This window comes from Streptosporangium roseum DSM 43021 (assembly GCF_000024865.1).
Lineage (GTDB): Bacteria > Actinomycetota > Actinomycetes > Streptosporangiales > Streptosporangiaceae > Streptosporangium > Streptosporangium roseum.
Window position 1 is genome coordinate 7653942 of record NC_013595.1, and the last position, 18938, is coordinate 7672879.

Annotated in this window: 16 protein-coding genes; 7 read left to right on the forward strand and 9 right to left on the reverse strand. The window is 69.1% G+C overall.

The window, feature by feature from the left end:
* Positions 1–608: 608 nt before the first annotated feature.
* The 3 genes from SROS_RS33505 to SROS_RS33515 form a co-directional block, all read right to left on the reverse strand.
* Positions 609–1160, reverse strand: a complete 552-nt coding sequence (locus SROS_RS33505) for a SigE family RNA polymerase sigma factor (protein WP_012893377.1) — start codon at positions 1158–1160, stop codon at positions 609–611.
* Between the two features lie 459 nt (positions 1161–1619).
* Positions 1620–2408, reverse strand: a complete 789-nt coding sequence (locus tag SROS_RS33510; protein WP_012893378.1) for an alpha/beta hydrolase — start codon at positions 2406–2408, stop codon at positions 1620–1622.
* Positions 2387–2776 (reverse strand): acyl carrier protein, encoded by a 390-nt coding sequence (locus tag SROS_RS33515; RefSeq protein WP_169369433.1) that lies wholly within the window; start codon positions 2774–2776, stop codon positions 2387–2389. Before SROS_RS33515 ends, SROS_RS33510 begins: the two co-directional genes overlap by 22 nt.
* Positions 2777–3062: 286 nt before the next feature.
* Between SROS_RS33515 and SROS_RS33520 the strand changes: the two genes are divergently transcribed.
* From SROS_RS33520 to SROS_RS33540, 5 genes are all read left to right on the forward strand, one after another.
* Positions 3063–4670: a benzoate-CoA ligase family protein gene (locus SROS_RS33520; RefSeq protein WP_012893380.1), complete on the forward strand. Its 1608-nt coding sequence runs from the start codon at positions 3063–3065 to the stop codon at positions 4668–4670.
* Between the two features lie 361 nt (positions 4671–5031).
* On the forward strand, positions 5032–5889 hold the full coding sequence (locus tag SROS_RS33525; protein ID WP_081453281.1) for a tryptophan 2,3-dioxygenase: 858 nt from the start codon (positions 5032–5034) through the stop codon (positions 5887–5889).
* Positions 5886–7097: an aminotransferase class V-fold PLP-dependent enzyme gene (locus tag SROS_RS33530; protein WP_012893382.1), complete on the forward strand. Its 1212-nt coding sequence runs from the start codon at positions 5886–5888 to the stop codon at positions 7095–7097. Before SROS_RS33525 ends, SROS_RS33530 begins: the two co-directional genes overlap by 4 nt.
* Before the next feature lie 155 nt (positions 7098–7252).
* Positions 7253–8560 (forward strand): acyltransferase family protein, encoded by a 1308-nt coding sequence (locus tag SROS_RS33535; RefSeq protein WP_012893383.1) that lies wholly within the window; start codon positions 7253–7255, stop codon positions 8558–8560.
* 138 nt (positions 8561–8698) lie between these two features.
* Complete coding sequence (locus tag SROS_RS33540; RefSeq protein ID WP_012893384.1) at positions 8699–9235, forward strand: dihydrofolate reductase family protein; 537 nt, start codon at positions 8699–8701, stop codon at positions 9233–9235.
* A 339-nt stretch (positions 9236–9574) separates the two neighbouring features.
* Here the strand turns inward: SROS_RS33540 and SROS_RS33545 are convergent, their stop codons facing one another.
* Together SROS_RS33545 and SROS_RS33550 are read right to left on the reverse strand one after the other, a co-directional pair.
* Positions 9575–10027, reverse strand: coding sequence for a YdeI/OmpD-associated family protein (locus tag SROS_RS33545; protein WP_012893385.1), 453 nt, complete (start codon positions 10025–10027; stop codon positions 9575–9577).
* Positions 10028–10522: 495 nt separating this feature from the next.
* Positions 10523–11458: a LysR family transcriptional regulator gene (locus SROS_RS33550; protein WP_043653455.1), complete on the reverse strand. Its 936-nt coding sequence runs from the start codon at positions 11456–11458 to the stop codon at positions 10523–10525.
* A gap of 132 nt (positions 11459–11590) precedes the next feature.
* Between SROS_RS33550 and SROS_RS33555 the strand changes: the two genes are divergently transcribed.
* Together SROS_RS33555 and SROS_RS33560 are read left to right on the forward strand one after the other, a co-directional pair.
* On the forward strand, positions 11591–12847 hold the full coding sequence (locus SROS_RS33555) for an MFS transporter (RefSeq protein ID WP_245564365.1): 1257 nt from the start codon (positions 11591–11593) through the stop codon (positions 12845–12847).
* The gene (locus SROS_RS33560) at positions 12844–13440 is read left to right on the forward strand and encodes a cysteine hydrolase family protein (protein WP_012893388.1); all 597 of its coding nucleotides are present in this window, start codon (positions 12844–12846) and stop codon (positions 13438–13440) included. The genes SROS_RS33555 and SROS_RS33560 overlap by 4 nt, the downstream gene beginning before the upstream one ends.
* Positions 13441–14547: 1107 nt before the next feature.
* On the opposite strand, the gene SROS_RS33565 is transcribed toward SROS_RS33560, so the two are convergent.
* From SROS_RS33565 to SROS_RS33580, 4 genes are all read right to left on the reverse strand, one after another.
* Positions 14548–15012: an enediyne antibiotic chromoprotein gene (locus tag SROS_RS33565; protein ID WP_012893390.1), complete on the reverse strand. Its 465-nt coding sequence runs from the start codon at positions 15010–15012 to the stop codon at positions 14548–14550.
* A 406-nt stretch (positions 15013–15418) separates the two neighbouring features.
* The gene (locus SROS_RS33570; protein WP_012893391.1) at positions 15419–15883 is read right to left on the reverse strand and encodes an enediyne antibiotic chromoprotein; all 465 of its coding nucleotides are present in this window, start codon (positions 15881–15883) and stop codon (positions 15419–15421) included.
* Between the two features lie 662 nt (positions 15884–16545).
* A complete protein-coding gene (locus SROS_RS33575) occupies positions 16546–18132 on the reverse strand; it encodes a DHA2 family efflux MFS transporter permease subunit (RefSeq protein WP_012893392.1) in 1587 nt (528 codons plus the stop codon).
* A 212-nt stretch (positions 18133–18344) separates the two neighbouring features.
* Positions 18345–18818, reverse strand: a complete 474-nt coding sequence (locus SROS_RS33580; RefSeq protein ID WP_012893393.1) for a MarR family winged helix-turn-helix transcriptional regulator — start codon at positions 18816–18818, stop codon at positions 18345–18347.
* Between the last annotated feature and the right edge of the window lie 120 nt (positions 18819–18938).

The window sequence follows — 18938 nt, forward strand, 5'->3', positions numbered from 1 at the left end:
GACACTCGGCGACCCCCTCCAGAGGCAACGGCGACCACGACGCCCCTGAAACCGCTGACCGAGAGCTTCCAGGTGTGGGCGTCATCAGTCCCTCCTCGCCACGCATCCCGGCCCCCTGAGGGCCCATGGTGAAGCCCTCCGGCCCGCGGCCACCTGCCACCACCGGAAGGGTCCTGCCATTAGCGAGGGCCGCGAGCCGGGCTTCCCCGGCATCCAGCACCTCAATTCGTGTCGTGGGTCACACAAGGTGCTGCCACAAGACCAATACAACACGCCTGCGTCCGGGACCGTCAACGCGAAAAGGCCTATGCAGCAATTTGGAAGAAGAGGCATTGCGACCGGCGCGGAATCACCGGTCGCGCGACGGCCGGAAACATTCTCCGGCCCCGGCGGAGGAACGGCTCGGCAGGTATTTTTATAACACGGCGGCAGGCTTTCGAATAAGCCGTTCCGACGTTTCCGGAAAACATGGGTCAACTTTTCCGGCGTTTCACCGGGGCGACCGGCCTCCGCCCGGAGACCAGGCCGCGGCGCGGGCGGCCGGGCCGCCGCCCGGAGACCAGGCCGCCCGCGGGGCGACCGGGCCGCCGCGAGGAGGCGCTGCCCGCCTATCCCCTCGGCCCGTCCCCCCGCGGCGCCGGAACCGGCCCGCCCGCCGGGCCGTACGCCTCGGTCTGGAGCACCGAGCGGAGGATGTCCAGGGCGCGCACCGTCTGGCTGCGCACCGTCGAGCCCACGCTCCCCATCACCCGCGCGGTCTCCTCCACGCTGCGGTCCTCCCAGTACCGCAGGACCACGGCGGCCCGCTGCCGCGGCCCGAGAACGGCCAGGGCGCGCATCAGGACCAGCCGGTCCCCCAGGAGCGCGTACGGGTCCGGCGCCGGGGCCGGCTCGGGAAGCACTCCCGGCAGCACCTCACACGACCACCGGTGGGACCGGCGATCGCTGATGATCATCCGGATCATGACCGTACGCGCGTAACCGGCGATCCTGTCCCGGCGCTCAAGACTGTCCCAGCGCCCGTGAAGGGCGATCAGCGTCCGCTGCACCAGATCGTCGGCCTCGTACCAGTCGGACGAGAGCAGAAAAGCGGTCCGCCGCAGCGCCGGCCTGGCTTCCTTGACATAACGCGAGAACTCATCCTCGCGGGCCACGGCCATCCGCTCACACCCCGTCACAACGAATGGACCCCACCGTCAGCGGTGTGAAATCCCGGAAAAGGCACTCGACAACAGACCGATGACACATCGGTCACGTTGAGCCGACGCCATCAGAATTGGCCGACGTGTTACCGGCGACAACCCCTATTCATCCGGCAGTGTCGCCCTTATCCGGATGGGGGGAACCCCGGAAAGCGCGCGGGGATCACCGCCGGATCAGCACGGGGACGTGCCCCGGCGGCCGCGCCGGCCGGAGCCGCGCCGGCGACCGTGCCGGGCGCATGACCACAGGCCGGGGCGGCTCCGTGCGCGCGCTCCGCGGTCCGTGCGTGCTCCGCGGTCCATGCGTGCTCCGCGGTCCGTGCCGGCTCCCGTCCACCTCGCGGAGACCCCTGCGGAGACCCTGCCGCCTCGCGGCGTCCCGTCCCTCTCGTGCGGCGCGGGTCGGGCGGGCGGCCGCTACTCGACCCGGCCGCCGGGGCCCACGATCGACCTGATGGCCTCGACCACCGACGGCCATCCCGGGGAGAGCGGGTCGATCAGCTCGAAGTGATCCAGTCCTTCCAGCTCCACCAGCGTGGCGGACTTCTCCCGCTCGGCGAAGCGGCGGCTGATCTCGATGGGGACCTGGACGTCCGCGGTGCCGTGCACGAGGACGAGGCGGCCCCGGTCGTAGGGCAGCAGGCGGACCGGGTCCGTCTCGGGCAGCAGGGCGAGGCGGCCGTCCAGCAGGTCGGAGCAGGCGCCGCCGCCGATGCCGGCGTCGATGCCCCAGCCCAGGTCGGAGATGCCGGCCAGCGGCACCACTCCCTGGATCTTCAGGCTCGCGTGCCAGGGCGAGGTGACGGGCAACCGGTGACGCAGCGCCGTCCAGAGGGCGAGATGCCCGCCGGCCGAGTGGCCGAGGAGGACGACGCCTCCCGCGGCCGGGAGGTCACTCATGATCGCGTCGACGGCGGCGGCCACGTCGTCGAACGTGCCCGGATAGCCGCCGCCCGGCTGGCCGAGCCTGCGGTATTCGGGAGTGCAGACGACATACCCGCGGCCCGCCAGGTCGTCCGCCATGGGGCGGGTGTGGACCCGGTCGTACTTCGCCCGCCAGAACCCCCCGTGGAGCAGGATGACGACGGGCGCGTCCGGCTCGCTCGTGGCGGACCGCACATCGATGATCTGCTCGGGATCGTCGCCGTAGCCGATGACGCGGTCAGGAGGCATGGCCGGACGGGTCAGCACGTCGGGGAGAGCCATGCGGAGATCGTACTGCTCCCGTGCGGCCGCGGGCGAACGGCCTGTCCCGCCTCCACGACATGGCGTGTGAAGGAGTCCAGGCGAGGGTGACCGTACAGGTCACTGGGCTTGACCCGGATGCCGAGGTCGTCCTCGATGCGGGCGACGATCCGGACCGCGGCGATCGCCCGGCCGCCCAGCTCCCCGAACGTCGCGTCCGTCCCGTCGCCGGCGAGGCCGAGTGCGCTCCTCCAGATCTCCTCGACCCGCCTGCCCGCCTCCCGGGGGCTCAGCTCCCGCCCCGCGGGCTCCTCGACGGGCACGCCGTCCGCGCGGGGACGGGCGACCGGCGCCACCGGGCCTCCGGAGGGGCCGCTCGGTGAGGCCATGCACATAGGGCCACCTCCCTCTCGTACCGGCACGGACCGACGTCAAGCGTACGAACCCGGAGGGAATCCGCCGTCTTCCACATTGCCGGACCCCGGCGTGAACGGCCGCGAGATCCCGGCCCCCCTCTCCCACCTGTCGCGCGGCGGAATGTCCGGCATCCGGCTGGCAGGAAGTTGCCATCGGCGGCCAGCTTGCTGCCTTTGATTCGCCTGGTCCGGCGGCTCCGCGGCGCGCACCGTTGATTGTGCGAGGACAAATCGACATTCGAGAAAAAGGTTAAAGAAAATGACGATTCTAGCCACCTTGCCGATCATTTCCCCATTCGAAAGCCAAATCGACCACCCCGAATTCAACATCGCCGAATACTTCCTCGACCGGAACATCGGCGACAGGACCGCGCTGATCACCGGCGCCGGCCGTACGACCTACGCCGAACTGACGGCGCTGGCCAACCGGGTGGGCAACGCGCTGCACGCGCTGGGAGTGCGGCAGGGCGACCGGGTGCTGACCGCGCTGAGCGACGGGGTCGAGTCCGTCGCGACCTGGTACGGCGCGCAGAAGATCGGCGCCGTCACCGCCGAGGTCTACACGTATCTGCAGCCGAAGGACTACCGCTACTACGTGAACTACGCGTCGCCGGCGATCGTCGTGGCGGACGCGGTCACCCTGGACCGGCTGCGCGAGGCGGGGGTCCGGAACATGCTGGTGGTCGGGGTGCCTCCGCACGACCTGCGCGACGGCGAGCACCACTTCGAGACCCTGGTCGCCGCGCAGTCGCCCGACCTGGCTCCCGCCCCGACGACACGCGACGACGTCGCGATCTGGAAGTTCACCACGGGCAGCACCGGTGCTCCCAAGGCCTGCGTGCTGCCCGCGCGGAGCCCGCTGCTGAGCTTCGAGGGGTATGCCCGCGGAGTGCTGGACATCCGGCCGGACGACGTCGTGCTGCCGGTCCCCAAGTTGTTCTTCGGTTACTCCCGCGACCTGACCACGCTGTTCCCCTTCGGCGTGGGCGCGGCCGGCATCGCGTTCCCGGAGCGCAGCACGGCAGACAAGATCTTCGAGCTGATCGCGGAGCACCGGCCGACGATCCTGGTGAACGTGCCGACCATGATGAGCGCCATGGTCGCCCACCCGGAGGCGGCCAACCAGGACCTGAGCTCGCTGCGGCTGTGCACGTCGGCCGGCGAGGCCCTGCCGGCGGAGTTGCACCGCAAGTGGATGGACACCTTCGGCGTGGAGGTCATCGACGGGATCGGCTCATCCGAGGCGTACCACATCTACCTGTCCAACCGGCCCGGCCGGTCCCGGACCGGCAGCCTCGGCCAGGTGGTTCCCGGGTACCGCGCGCGGGTGGTCGACCAGGACGGCGCGACCGTGCCGGACGGCGAGGTCGGGGTCCTGGAGGTCAGCGGCGAGGCGGTCGCGCTGGAGTACTGGCAGGAGCCCGAGAAGTCGGCCGAGACGTTCACCGCCGAGCACACGGTGCGCTCCGGCGACCTGGTCACCCGGGACGCCGAGGGCTTCTTCTACTACCGGGGCCGGGCGGACGACCTGCTGAAGGTCGGCGGCATATGGGTGGCGCCCGCCGAGATCGAGAACTGCCTGATGGCGCATCCGTCCGTGGTGGAGTGCGCGCTGATCGGCTACCAGGTGGGAGGGCTGACCCGGCCACGCGCCTACGTCGTGTCCGACGGCGAGGTGACGGCGGCGGAGTTGCAGTCCTTCGTGCGGTCGAGGCTGGCCCCGCAGAAGTATCCGCGGGACGTCCAGTTCGTCGACAGGCTTCCCCACACCGCGTCCGGCAAGCTGGACCGCCGGGCCCTGGAGGAGATGTCCCGCGATGTCTCCCACCAGGACATCCACCCGCTCAAGCTGGCCGAAGCCGCATGACGGCGCGGCGGCCGGCTCCGGTGTCCCCCGGCTACGGTCACAGCCCCCGACCGTCCGCGACGCCTCTCCCGCGATGCCCTACGGGGAGCCGGGGCCGGATTGAGCGCACGACCCCGGGAATTGCATCCACTTTGATTACGAATGCCCTTTTTCTCCGAAAATGCTGTTCCTACCCTTATTTCCGCAATCTCTTTTTTGTGGGGTGTCGCGCGCCGTAGCCTGACGCTATGGAATGACGGCGCGTTTCTCAACGGCCCCGAACGCCATCGCCGTGGCTTCCACGCGAAGCCGCCACCTGCGCGACCGGGGTCCCGGGGGGAAATCCCCGGCGGTTCCGCCGTGCGGGACCGCGCTTGTTTCCATGTGCCCTACATCGCGTTCACACCGACCGCGATGCCTGCCTTTTGTGGAGGTTGATGAAGCCGTGATCGTCGACCACTCCCCCGTTTTGACGTACTCCTCGTACCTGGCGCTGGATGAGATCCTGACGGCCCAGCGGCCGCACTCGGACGAGCATGAAGAGATGCTGTTCATTGTCGTCCACCAGGTGCACGAACTGTGGTTCAAACAACTGCTGCACGAATTCGCCGGTCTGCAGCGGCAGTTGGCCCTCGGCGACAGCGCGCACGTCCTTCACTCCTTGCGCCGGTCACTGGGCATTCTGAAGGCCGTGATCGCTCAGATCGACGTCCTGGAGACCATGACCCCTTCCCAGTTCACCAGCTTTCGGGGCAACCTGGGCACCGCGAGCGGTTTCCAGTCCGCGCAGTTCCGTGAGATCGAGGCGGTGCTGGGACGGCGCGACCGCCGGACGTTCGAGCGCTATCTGGAAGGGAGCGGTGAGCGCTACCGGATCGAGTCGGCGATGAACCGGCCGACCCTCTTCGACTCCTTCCTCGGCTACCTCGTGGTCCATGGCTACCCGGTGCCGCACGACCTGCTGTATCGGGACGTGTCGCTGCCGCTGGAACCGTCGGTGGAGCTGCAGAGTGTATTACTGCAGGTCTATCACGACGACGACGTGGCGGCGGAGGTCTGCGAGGGGCTCGTGGATCTCGACCAGCGTATCCAGGAGTGGCGCTACCGGCACGGGAAGATGGTGGAGCGGATCATCGGCGACAAGGCCGGCACCGGCGGTTCCTCGGGAGCCGCCTACCTGCGCGCGACCCTGTCCACACCGATGTTCCCCGACCTGTGGACCGTACGGGGCCGGCTGTGACCGACCCGTCGCCGTGGCTCGCGCCGCACTACTCGAAGTTCCACGTGTCGCGGCGCCTGCTGCTGTCCGGCCACTCGCACCAGGCGTGGCCGGACGTCGCTCTGGCCGGACAGCTCGACGCGTTCCACGACGCCGCCCTCGAAGTGGACGACAAGTGGGGCAAGGCCTTCGACAAGGCCGAGCGGGTCCGGGACGGCTTCCGCCTGTTCCTCGGCGACCCGTCCGCCGAGCTCGCCCTCGGCGGCAGCACGCATGAGCTCGTGCTGCGTTTCCTGTCCGCCGTGAACCTGCGGGACCGGCCCCGGCTGATCACCTCCGACGGGGAGTTCCACACCCTGCGGCGGCAGCTCGCCCGGCTGGCCGAGGAAGGTGTCGAGGTCGTCAGGATCGCCGCCGAACCCGCCGGCACGCTCGCCGTACGCATGGCCGACGCCGTCGACGACCGGACCGCCGCCGTCCTGGTGTCGGCGGTGCTGTTCGAGACCTCCCGGATCGTCCCCGGGCTCGGCGCGCTCGCCCGGACCTGCCGGCGGCGGGGCGTGGAGCTGCTGGTCGACGCCTACCACGCCCTGGGCGCCGTGCCGTTCTCGGTGGCCGAGGTCGAGGAGGCGTGGGTCGTCGGGGGCGGCTACAAATATCTCCAGCTCGGTGAGGGCAACTGCTTCCTGCGGATGCCCGAGCACGCCCGCACGCTGCGGCCGGTGATCACCGGCTGGTTCGCGGAGTTCGCCGAGCTGGCCGGCGACCATCGCGCGGGGTCCGTCGGCTATCCGGCCGGCGCCGCGCGTTTCGCGGGGTCCACCTACGACCCCACGAGCCACTACCGCGCCGCCCGTGTCTTCGACTTCTTCGCCGAGCACGGCCTGACCCCGGAATTCCTCCGGCAGGTCTCGTTGCGCCAGGTGAGCCTGCTGGCCGAGCGCTTCGACGCGCTCGACGCGCCCGACCATCTGATCACCCGCGACCGCCGTGGTTCCCGCGAGGAGTACGGCGGGTTCCTCGCGCTGCGGTCGCCCCACGCCGCCCGCCTGCAGGCCGGCCTGGCGGCGCGGGGCGTACGGACCGACAGCCGCGGGGAGTATCTGCGGTTCGGTCCCGCACCCTACCTGTCCGACGCGCAGCTCGTGACCGCCATGGAGCTACTCGGCGCGGAGCTCTCCGACCTGGGCGCCCCGACCGGCCCCGAGGCTGCGCCGGCACATCCGTAACCTGCGCGGACGGCACCGGCGGCCCTTCCGCATGCGCCTGCACGGCGTGCCACGCCGCCATGCCGGCACACCATCAATTCCGCAATACAGGAGATGCCGGAGAAAGCGCCCGGGTCAACACTAGGCACGTCAAATGATTCAGAAAGGAGCATGCTATGGCGACACCCGCGCGTGGGCCCAGCGTGAAGACACCAGATAAGAAACGTATCGCGTCGCTCGACGGGATACGCGGCGTGTGCGCGATGATCGTGGTCACCACCCACGTCGCTTTCTCCACATTCGTTCTCCCGTCCTCCGCGGGCCCGCCGACCGAGGGAATCTGGTCCATTCTCTGGGCGGGGCAGGTTGGGGCGATCGGGCCCTTCTTCATCATGTCCGGCCTGTTCCTCTACCGGCCGTTCGCCCGGGCCACCCTGGCCGGCACCCCGCAGCCCAGGCTGGGGATCTACTTCGTGAGACGCGCCTCGCGACTCCTGCCGGCCTTCTGGGTGCTGTGCGCGTTCAGCCTGATCGTGCTCAACCTCTCCAGCATCACCGGGGTCTGGGACGTGCTGCGGCCGTTCCTGCTGCTGCACATCTACGACTTCCACTGGTACGCCGGTCTCGACGTGGCCTGGACCGTACCGGCGGAGACCCAGTTCTACGTCGCGCTGCCGATCATCGCCTGGGTCATGCACCGCCTCGCGCGCGGTGTCGCCGATCCGGCGCGGAAGGCACGCCGGATGCTGATCCCGCTCGGCCTCCTCGTGGTGGTCCAGCTCGGGTGGGCCCTCTACATCAACTCGAGCTTCGGCCCCTGGCCGCCGCAGTTCTTCTACCCGTTCGGAGTGTCCGGCCTGTTCGCCATCGGCATGGCGATGGCGGTGTGGTCGGTCCTCACCGAGGTGTCCCCGGACAAGGCGCCCAAGTTCTTCGGCTGGGCGACCAAGCGGCCGAACCTGTTCTGGCTCGCGGCACTGGTGCCCTATGTCATCAACTGCGCCCAGCCCTTCTCCATCCCGGGCACGGCCGACTGGCTCTCACCGGAGGCCGCGGTCATCCGCTCCGCACTGATGCTCATCTTCTCCTTCCTGGTCATGGTGCCGCTGGTCGTGCCGGGCGCAACCTCGCGGTTGATGGAGGTCTCGCTGGGCAACTGGCCGCTGCGCTTCCTCGGGCGCATCTCCTACGGCCTCTACCTCTGGCACTTCGCCGTCATGTATCTCGTGTTCCAGAGCGGGAGCATCTTCGGCGAGACCGTCCCCGTGCAGGCCCTGCTGGGCAAGTTCGGTTTCTGGGAGCTGCTGATTCCCACGTTGGTGGGCACCATCGCGATCTCGACGCTCAGCTACTACGTCCTCGAACGTCCGATCCTCAAGCTCACCGACCGGCTGGGCAAGGGAAAGGCGGCACCGAGCGTCGCGACCTCCGAAGCCGGAAAGCCGGCGCCGGAGTTCACCTCGAGTGGAGCCGGGCGGCCGTAGAACAATGTGATCTGACCTATTCGGCATACCAACGGTGATCAACCCGGGAAACCGGGTTGATCACTGGTTTGAACGGGTAGCCCAGCACAGCCGCGCCGGCCCGGCGCTGAAATGTGATACGTACAGGAGATCCCATTCATGAGGAAAGTCGTTCTATTAATGCATGTCTCGCTTGACGGATTTGTCGGGCGGTCGGACGGAGATCTGCAATGGATCTTCCCGGACATGGACGACGACCTCACGGAATGGACCATCGACTCGCTGAGCCGGATGGACACGCACGTTCTCGGCCGCGTCAACTACGAAGAGCAGTCGGGGCACTGGCCGTACTCGACCGACCGGCTCGCCCCTCTGATCAACAACGCGACCAAGATCGTCTTCTCCGGGACGCTGGAGAAGGTCGAGTGGAACAACTCAAGGCTGGCCACAGGTGACGTCACCGAAGAGATCGCGCAGCTGAAGCGGCGGCCCGGCACGGACATCTTCGTGCCCGGCGGTGCGAGGTTCGCGCAGTCGGTGTCGAGGCTGGGACTCGTGGACGAATATCGGCTGATCGTCCATCCCATCGTGCTGGGCAGCGGGCTGCCCTTGTTCACCGATCCGATCGATCTGAAGCTCCTGAGCTCAAGGGAGTTCTCCACGGGCGCCGTCGCCCTGACCTACCGGCGCGCATGACCTCACGGTCGACGCCACGGTGATCCAGGCCCCGGACGGGCCGTTCGCAGGCGTCGTCCGGCCCTGATCCACCGGCCGGCCCCTCCGTCGTCGTTCTCGTGAGCCGATCCGCCCGCTCCGGCCAGGCCCCGCTCACTCCGGCAGGTCCCCGCTCGTCCCAGCGTCCCCTGCCCTTCGGACCCCCGGAGCGCGATGAGGGTCCTCGCCCGGATCCGCGGAGCACGATGAGGGCGCCTACCCGCAAGGGACGCGGACCCACCGGGAAAGCGGCCCACGGGTGCGCTCGCCCGGCCCGGCCTGCCGCCGGTGCGATCCGGCGCCCCATCGTCTGTCGTGCGCTCAGCGCCGGGTACGGCCCTCGCGCAGCATGGTGACCGTCTCATCGAGACGGCGCTGCCGGGTCTCGGCCTTCTTCGCGCTCTCGATCCAGGTCGCGAACGACAGCCTCTGCGTGTAGGACAGCCCGTCGAAGAACTGCTTGGCGCCCGCCTCGCCGTCGAGCGCCTCCGTGAGGTCGGACGGCAGCGTCACCTCGCGAGGCTGGGTGTCGAGCTCGATCTCGACGTCCACCTCCTCACCGCCGGCGACGCCCGCGCCCTTGCGGTGATCGGCGTTGATGGGGAGCATGTACCCCCCTCCCATCGGCGCCACGCTGCTGCGGTAGGTGTAACCGTTGATCGTGACCTGGACCCGCGGCCGCTTGCCCGAACCGAGGCTCTCGATGACCTCCTGCGGAACCTGGATACCGGTCGTGGTCTTCCCACTGAGTATGACTACGGTGCGAAATTTCATGGAAAACTAAGTCCTTTCACTTCTTACGCTTGAGTGCGGAAATTTCCGGGGACAAGGGCCTTTCACGGGAAGTGCCCAGAGCCGACGTCGGAGCCCGCGGTGGGTGAACGCTCTCTCACCTCCCGCCCGACGTGTGTCCCCACCCGCGTCCCTTCAAGGGACGGTCCCAGCAGGCCCGGCCGGCCACCACGCGCCCTTGTGGTCGCGCGGCGGTCCCGTACATCGGGGACGGCGACCGGGGGGCTCGCGTGCGGCACTGCCTGATCGCGCATTCATCGCCTCCCCGGAGGCTTACTGCTCACGGACAGAGAACCGGGCGACGCGCATTCGACGCCGAACACGCCGGACGGTGACATCATCACGCGCGATCGCGAGGCGGCGCATCTTCCAGATTGCTGAATCGACGGGCACCCGGAGCCCGGCTACCGCCGCCGGCGCAGGCCACGTCCGGTGGCGTGGCGCACGAGTATCCGATGACCGCAGACGCGGCGGCGCTCAGCGCCGAATCACCCAGTCAGGCGCCCAGGTCCCGGCGGCGTCATGGCCGGCCGCTGCGGCGGCGAGGTGGGCGCGGAGGGTGGCCAGCCCCGGGTGGGGGTTGTCGCGGTGCCACAGGAGCGAGTGCGGGTAGACGGGCGTCGGGTCGGTCACCGGGATGCGGCGCAGGCCGTGGTCGGCGGGCCAGACCAGGCGGGTCTGCTCGCTCATGAAAGTGGCCAGGGCCGGGGTGTCGGCGATGGTGTCGAGGAGCGCGTCGGAGCCGAAGTTGGGGCCGGTCGCCTCGATGGTGAGGCCGAACTCGGCGACGAGATCGTCGTAGTAGGCGGCCCACTCGGTTCCGGGGACGATGCCGGGCATCCAGATCCGGTGCCCGGCGAGCTGAGCGACGGTCACCGACCGGGCGCCCGCCAGCGCGTGGGCGGGCCCGGTGAGGAGCTGGAGCGGCTCGTCGAGCACCCGGACGGACTCGATGTCCTCGGGAAGGGGCCGGCCGGGCACGGCGACGGCGCGGAAGGACGCGTCGATCGCACCGGACCGGATGGCGGCGACGGCCGTCCCGACATCGAACAGCATCACCACGTCGAGCTCGATCTCGGGGTGCGCGCGGTGGAAGCCGCGCATCAGGCCCGAGGCCGCGCTGCGTGAGGCGATCACGTCGACGCGCAGCGGACGGCTGCCGGGGAGCACGGACGCGACCGCGCGCTCGGCGACGCGCAGCAGCTCGCGCGCATGGGGCAGGAACGCCTGCCCGTCGATGGTGAGCCGGGCCCCGCGCGCGGTGCGGGTGAACAGCCGCACGGCGAGGTCCTTCTCCAGCCCGGCGACGCGCTTGGAGACGGCCTGCTGGGTGATCGACAGGTCTGCGGCGGCGTGCTGGAACTGGCCGGTGTCCACGACGGCGACGAACGTACGCACAGCATCAAGATCCACGCCGACCGACCTTAGTGCACAACTCACGGTTGTGTGATTTCGGTCGGCTGGTTGTTTGACCTGCCTACGAGCCGCGCGTTTTGATCTCTCAAATCAATGGACGGTTGTCTCCTGGGGATGGCGGGGTGCGCGTTGGGAAGGTCGCTGGGTCGGCAGTTCAGGTGGTTCTGGGCCGCGTATGCGGTCAGCGCGTTCGGCACATGGCTCGCGTTCGACACGTTCGCCCTGATCGCGATTCTCGCTCTGGACGCAGGGCCTACCGAGGTGTCGGTTCTGGCCGCCGCGGGGCTCGCGGTCGGGGCACTGGTCGCGGTGCCGCTCGGGCCGTGGGTGGAGTTCCGGCGCAAACGGCCGGTGATGATCGCGATGGACCTGATCCGGTTCGCGGCGCTGTTGAGCGTTCCCGCCGCCTACGTGCTCGGCCGGCTGAGCTTCGCTCAGCTCCTGGTCGTGGCGGTCGTCGTCGGCGCGGCCGACATCGCCTTCACCGCTGCGAGCGGAGCATGTCTGAAGGCACTCGTCCGGTCCGAGGACCTGCTCGTCGCGAACGGGCGGTTCGAGGCCACGACCTGGACCGCCACCGCGCTCGGGCCGCCGCTCGGTACCGCCGCGATCGGGCTGGTGGGCCCGGTGACGAGCGTGGCGGCCAACGCGGTCAGCTTCCTCCTCTCGGCCGCGGGGATCCGTGCCATCGGCGGGCGGGAGCCACGTCCCGCGCGAGCCGCCGCACCGCCCCGGCCTGGAGCCGGCGACCTGCTGGAGGGATGGCGGTACATCCTCGCCAGCCCGGCGCTGCGCCCGTTGTTCTTCAACACTGTCCTGGTCAGCGGCCTGATCATGGCAACCTCGCCGTTGCTCGCCGTCCTCATGCTCGGCGAGCTCGGGTTCGCGCCCTGGCAGTACGGCCTCGCCTTCGGCGTCCCCTGCGTCGGCGGCCTCATCGGCTCGCGGATGGCCCGCCCGCTCATCGCACGGTTCGGGCGGCACAAGGTCATGCTCACCGCCGGGACGCTGCGCGCGTGCTGGTCACTCGGACTGGCCTTCATCAGTCCCGGCCCCGCCGGGCTCTTCCTCGTCATCGCCGTCGAATTCGGGCTGATCACCTGTATGGGCGTGTTCAACCCGGTATTCGCTACCTACCGGCTCGAACAGTTCCCGTCGGACCGGGTCGCCCGCACGCTGGCCGCCTGGTCGATCACCAATAAAGCCACCGTCGCGGCCATGACCGGCGGGTGGGGCCTGCTGGCCGGTCTCACCAGCCCCCGCACCGCGATCGCGATCGCCGGTCTTCTCCTTCTGGCGACCTCGCTCCTCCTACCCCGACACGACCGCACGCCCCTACTCAAGAACGCCGACCAGGCGCCACCGGAAAGGCAGACACTCGCATGAGCACCGCCCCCGCGCTCGACCCCGCACACACCGCCCTGCTCGTCATGGACTATCAGCCCGCGATCCTCGCGCTGCTACCCGAAGGAGACAGTGAAGCCCTGCTGGGACGCATGGAGAAGGTAATCGCCGACGTTCGCGCCAAGGGCGGCGCCATCGCCTATGTCCGGGTCGGCTTCACCGAGGCCGACTGGGCTGCGATCCCGCCCACCAACAGGTCTTTCGCACCGATCGCCCAGCACCGCCTCATGCACCACGCAGACCGTGACACCGCTGTCCACGAACGTCTCGCTCCCCAGGACGGAGACATCATCGTGCGTAAGGTCCGTCACGGCGGCCTGTCCACCACCGACCTCGATCAGCGGCTACGCGAACACGGCATCACCACTCTGATCATCGCGGGCATCAGCACCAGCGGCGTCGTCCTGTCCACCGTCCTCGACGCGGCCGACCGGGACTACCGGCTCTACGTCCTGGCCGACGGCGTCGCCGACCCTGACCCCGAAGTGCACGACGTCCTGCTCCATCAGGTCTTTCCCTCACGGGCCCACATCCTCGAAGCCGCCGAGTTGCACACCCTCCTGCGGGCTGACTGACGCCGGCCGCACCCGCCCGGCGTGGCACGGCCCGCGACTCCCGAGGATGTCCCCAGCCCCGAAGTCGCGGGGCCGTCCGCGCTGGCCTGCTGTGATTCAGCGCGCGCGGCGACGGGCGAAACGTGAGCACGCGCTCGACCACCTCCTCGTCGATCCGCGAGGCAATCCGCAACGTCAGGGTCTTCCCGGCCTGCTCCAGCCCCGAGCCGATGACACGCGCCACGTCCCATCCGGCTTCCTCGCGGGCCGGCGGTCACCTGACCTCTGCGGGCATCCTCCCGAAACCGGATCAATGCTGGCCGTACGTGACCGGGCTCGTCTCGGATTCCACGAAAGATCCGCAAGAAGCCGACGAAGGCCTCCCTGACCAGGCACAACGCGCTCGCCTGTACTTGATGACAGCTTCCTTGGCAGCAGGCCGTACGGGGTGAAAGGTCAAAAGCGCAGCGAGGGGCGGGTGGAGTGGCCCGGGGCCGAGCCATCCGCGCGGGCCGGTGTCTTGTGGCCTGGGGGCGGTATTCAGGAGGGCTGGCCGATGAGCGTGTGGGAAGGCCTGGCGAGGGGGCGGTGGTGGACCGAACGAGGCAGAGTAGGCGCCGATGAGCCCCGGGAGCGGTAATGATCAGGGGTTTTCCTTGATCTGTTGGGATTGGGTGTCCATAGTGCCGCCAATCCCAACAGATCAAGGAAAACCCGCACCGCCCCTCCCCCGCCCGCGCAGCGGGGAGCACTTTGTACGGCGCCGCACGGATGAGCCGGCCCCGGACCACTCCACCCACCCCTCGCTGCGCTTTTGACCTTCCACCCGGTACGGCGCCGCACGGATGGAGGCCCCCTGGGCCGGAACGGAGGTGGATGGGAACCGCTACCGCCGTCCGCCACCGGCGGACCCCGTACAGCAGCCCATCCGTGGACGCAACCCCGGCGCACCACGACCGGGGCCGGTACCGCTTCCCGTAAAGAACGGGCCCGCAGTCATGTCACATGGGAAATGCCTGTGCCGGACCGTGGGGGGCGGTCCGGCACAGGCCGTTCGGGGGGTCAGTGGTCGGGGTTGGTGGTCGGGTTGAGGTTGGTGGGGGTTAGAAGGACAGTCGGTGGTGGGGGTTAGAAGGACAGGGGGGTGGTTCCGCCGTCGAAGGCGTTGTTGAAGACGGCGATGACGGTGGGGGTGGTGGCGGTGTTGATGGGCCAGGTGCTGCCGTCGGCGGCGCTGCCGGTGAAGGAGCTGCGGACGGTGAGGGTTTTGGTGATGGTGCCGGTGGCGGAGGCGGTGACGTCGACGTTGGTGGCGGCGTTGCAGGCGAAGGCGTCGGGGCGGACGGCGGCGCACTGGCCGAGGTGGTAGACGCTGCCGGGCTGTAGGCCGGTGGCGGAGATGGTGATGGTGGTGTTGTCGCTGAGGCCGGTGGAGGGTGCGGCGGAGATGGCGGCGGCGGAGATGGATGCCCCCGAGGAGGCGGGGGTGGTGGTGGCGCCGGCGGCGGGCTGGAAGGCGAGGCCGAGGCCGAGGGCCAGGGCGGCGGTGGCGCCGAGCTTGGTGAGGAGCTTGCCCTTGTTGGTGTTCTGCATTTTCAATCCTTTTTTAGTGGGTTTGGTGGTGTGCAATGAGTTTTGTTGGTGGGAAACAGTCGGGGTCGGGGTCAATTTCGGGGTCGGGGGTCAAGTTCGTTGAGGGTTGATGGGGTCGGGGGTTGGGGGTCAAGTTCGTTGAGGGTTGGCAGGTTGGGGTTGGGGGTCATGTTCGGGGTTGGGGGTTGAAATCGGGGTCGGGGTTGATGGGTTCGGGTTGGGGTCAGTTGGCAAGTCGGGGGTTGAGGGTTGGCGGGTCGGTGGTTGGGGTCAAGTCGGGGGTTGAGGGTTGGCGGGTCGGTGGTTGGGGTCAAGTCGGGGGTTGAGGGTGGGCGGGTCGGTGGTTGGGGTCAAGTCGGGGGTTGGGGGTCAGGTCGGGGGTTGGTGGTGGGGTCAGGTCGGGGGGTTAGAAGGACAGGGGGGTGGTTCCGCCGTCGAAGGCGTTGTTGAAGACGGCGATGACGGTGGGGGTGGTGGCGGTGTTGATGGGCCAGGTGCTGCCGTCGGCGGCGCTGCCGGTGAAGGAGCTGCGGACGGTGAGGGTTTTGGTGATGGTGCCGGTGGCGGAGGCGGTGACGTCGACGTTGGTGGCGGCGTTGCAGGCGAAGGCGTCGGGGCGGACGGCGGCGCACTGGCCGAGGTGGTAGACGCTGCCGGGCTGCAGGCCGGTGGCGGAGATGGTGATGGTGGTGTTGTCGCTGAGGCCGGTGGAGGGTGCGGCGGAGATGGCGGCGGCGGAGATGGATGCCCCCGAGGAGGCGGGGGTGGTGGTGGCGCCGGCGGCGGGCTGGAAGGCGAGGCCGAGGCCGAGGGCCAGGGCGGCGGTGGCGCCGAGCTTGGTGAGGAGCTTGCCCTTGTTGGCGATCTGCATTTTTTGGCCTTTCGTTGTGGTGGTTGTTTTGTTCTTGCACTTCAAATTCTGCTGATTCGACTTGCTGCAAACCAGGTTTGTCAGGGTCAGCAAGCTGCCTGGGGTTAGCCGTTTCCTGTCAGCCGAAACGCTGGACGGATCCACCCGCCAAATGAGATAGAGGGCCGCAGGCGGGCCGGGGCCGTACAGGAGATGGCTTTGACCGGCGTCAACATCCTGGCCTCGGGTTCCGGCAATGGGATGCGGCCGGTCCGGCTGCCGGTTCTTGGGCCCCGGTAGTCACCGGTCAGGATGGGCCGTGTCGGAAAAATTCCCTAACAGGCGTTTTGGTAGAGGAGTGATCTGCGCCAACAGGTCTTTGCGGAGTGGGGTGTCTTGCGCCAACAGGTCTTTGAAGAATGGGGCGACCTGCGCCAACAAGCCTTTGGGAAGTGGAGTGGGCCGCGCCGACAGGCGTCTTGGCGCTGGGGTGGCCCGCGTCCGCCGGGGCGCCCATCCAGGCGTGGACGCGCCCCGTCGCCTCGCTGGCCGCCGGCGCGAAGGCCGCGACTCCGGGCCGGCGTACGCGTGGAAGGGAATGCGAACGGCCCGGCCGGGGGCGAGGCCACCGTCTCCACGGAGACCTGCGCGTTTCCCGGCCGGGCCGGACGGCCCGGCGGCCCTCAGGGGCGAGCGGCCTCGGGGTTGCGCCGTACACCGGCCGCGGCCAGGATCGCGCCCACGACGCACAGCACGCCGGTGAGGAGCACGGCCGAGTGCACGCCGTTCATGAACGCGTTTCCGCTGCCCTCGACGATGGCGGCCGTCAACCGCGCGGGCATGCCGTCCGAGACCGGCGAGATGCCCATCGCCACGGCGTCCCCGGCCTTCTCGAAGGCGCCCGCGGCGGATGCCGGGACCCCGGCGTCGATCAGCTCACCGGTGAGCGTCGAGCCCACCCGGCTGCTGACCAGGGAGATCAGCACGGACGTGCCGAGCGCCCCGCCGATCTGCAGCGCCGTGGCCTGCACGCCGCCCGCCACGCCGCCGTCCTTGGCCGGCGCGCTGCCGACGATCGCGTCGGAGGAAGCGGACATCACCATGCCGACGCCCAGGCCGAGCGCGAGGAACGGCGGCCACACGGCGGCGTACGAGGAGTGCGCGTCCCATGTCAGCATCCAGAAGGACGCGGCGGCCTGAAGCATCATGCCGATCGGCATGGACAGGCGTGCGCCGAACCGCCCGGTCAGCGCCGCACCGAGTGGCGACGCGACCACGGTGGCCAGGCTCAGCGGCAGGGTGCGCACGCCCGCCTCGACAGGCGTGAAGCCTCGGACGTTCTGCAGGTAGAGCATCAGGAAGAAGATCACACCGAGCAGCACGAAGAAGTTGATCGCGGTGACGATCGTGCCGATGGTCAGCGAGGGGCTACGGAACAGCCGCATCGGCAGCAACGGGTGCCTGACGCGGGTCTCGTACCAGCCGAAGGCGACCAGAATGGCGACGCCCGCGACGAGGGCGCCCAGCGTTCCCCCGGAAGTCCAGCCCCACGTCTCGCCTTTGATCACACCGAAGATCAGCGCCACCAGGCCGAGCGCGAGCATGATCACGCCGGGGATGTCGAAGCGGTGGTGGCCCGTGGAGTTCTTGCTCTGCGGCAGCACGAGCGCGCTGACGGCGAGGGCGATGATGCCGATGGGGGCGTTGATGTAGAAGACGGACTCCCAGTTGACGCGCTCGACGAGCAGCCCGCCGACGATCGGCCCGAGCGCGGTGGAACAGGACGCCACCATGGCCCACAGCCCCACCGCCATGCCGAACTTCTTCGGCGGGAAGACCGCGCGCAGCAGGCCGAGCGTGTTCGGTATCAGCAGCGCGGCGAAGAATCCCTGCGCCGCACGGAAGGCGATGACTCCCTCGATCGATCCGGCCAGGCCGATCGCGACCGAGGCGATGGTGAACCCGATGGTCCCGATCATGTAGTACGTCCGCCGCCCGAAGCGGTCGCCGAGCTTGCCTCCCAGGATCAGGGCGGCGGCCATCGCGATGAGATAGGCGTTGGTGACCCACTGCAGGTCGGCGGTGGACGCGTTCAGGTCCCGGCCGATCTCGGGGTTTGCGATCGACACCACGGACGCGTCGAGATTGACCATGAAAAGGCCGATCGCGACGGCGATCAACGTCAACCAGGGGTTGGAGCGCCGGCCCAGCGAGGGACCCGGTGGAGAGTGCGCGGACATGGCGCGGTGTTCCGAGGTGGCGGAGGGCATGGAGATGCCTTGTCTGTGAGAAAGTTTTCGGGACGTCGAAGAGGCGAGCTTTTCGGGACGTCGTAGAAACGAGCCGGGAACTACGGGGCGGCCGCGGGCACGTGAAAACGTCCGGTCGCGGCCATGGAAACCGTCGCGGGCCGATCATCCGGTCCGTGTACGCGGTCCGTACACGCATGCGGACGAGCTCCGGTGGCGGAAACGGTGCGGAATCAGCCGGCGTCGGGGTGCAGACGCCGCGTCAGTGACGTCAGCGCGCCCAGGACCGAGCCCAGGGCGTCCCGCTCCCCGTCTGTGAGGGCGCGCAGCGCGTGCGCCACGTAGGCCGTCTTGAGCCGCCGGACCTCGGCGAGGCGCTGCCGGGCCGTGGCCGTGGGGTGAAGGTGGGCGACCCTCTTGTCGGCGGGGTCCTGCCTGCGCTCCAGCAGCTCCAGCTCGGTGAGCTGCGAGACCAGGGCACTGACGTTGTTCGGCTTCATCAACAGCGCGTCGGCGGCCTCGCGGACCGTGATCCCCTCTCGCTCCTCGACGAGCCACAGCAGCGCGAGCTGGCCCTCCGGAAGCCTGGGATGCGGGAACTCCCGGTCGACCTGCCGCTCAAGAGCCCTGTGCAGCGCGGGCAGGCTCGCCACGAGCGCGGAGGCCACGTGGTCGATGTCCTGAGGGGAGGCGCTGGAGGCGGGCATACCTCACAATATAGGTATCAGTACATACCTATGTCAACATACCAATAGGCGATCGGGGTGTCGATGATCATCTCATCGACACCCCGATCAGGATGGACCGGCGACGGCGGCGGCCGTACT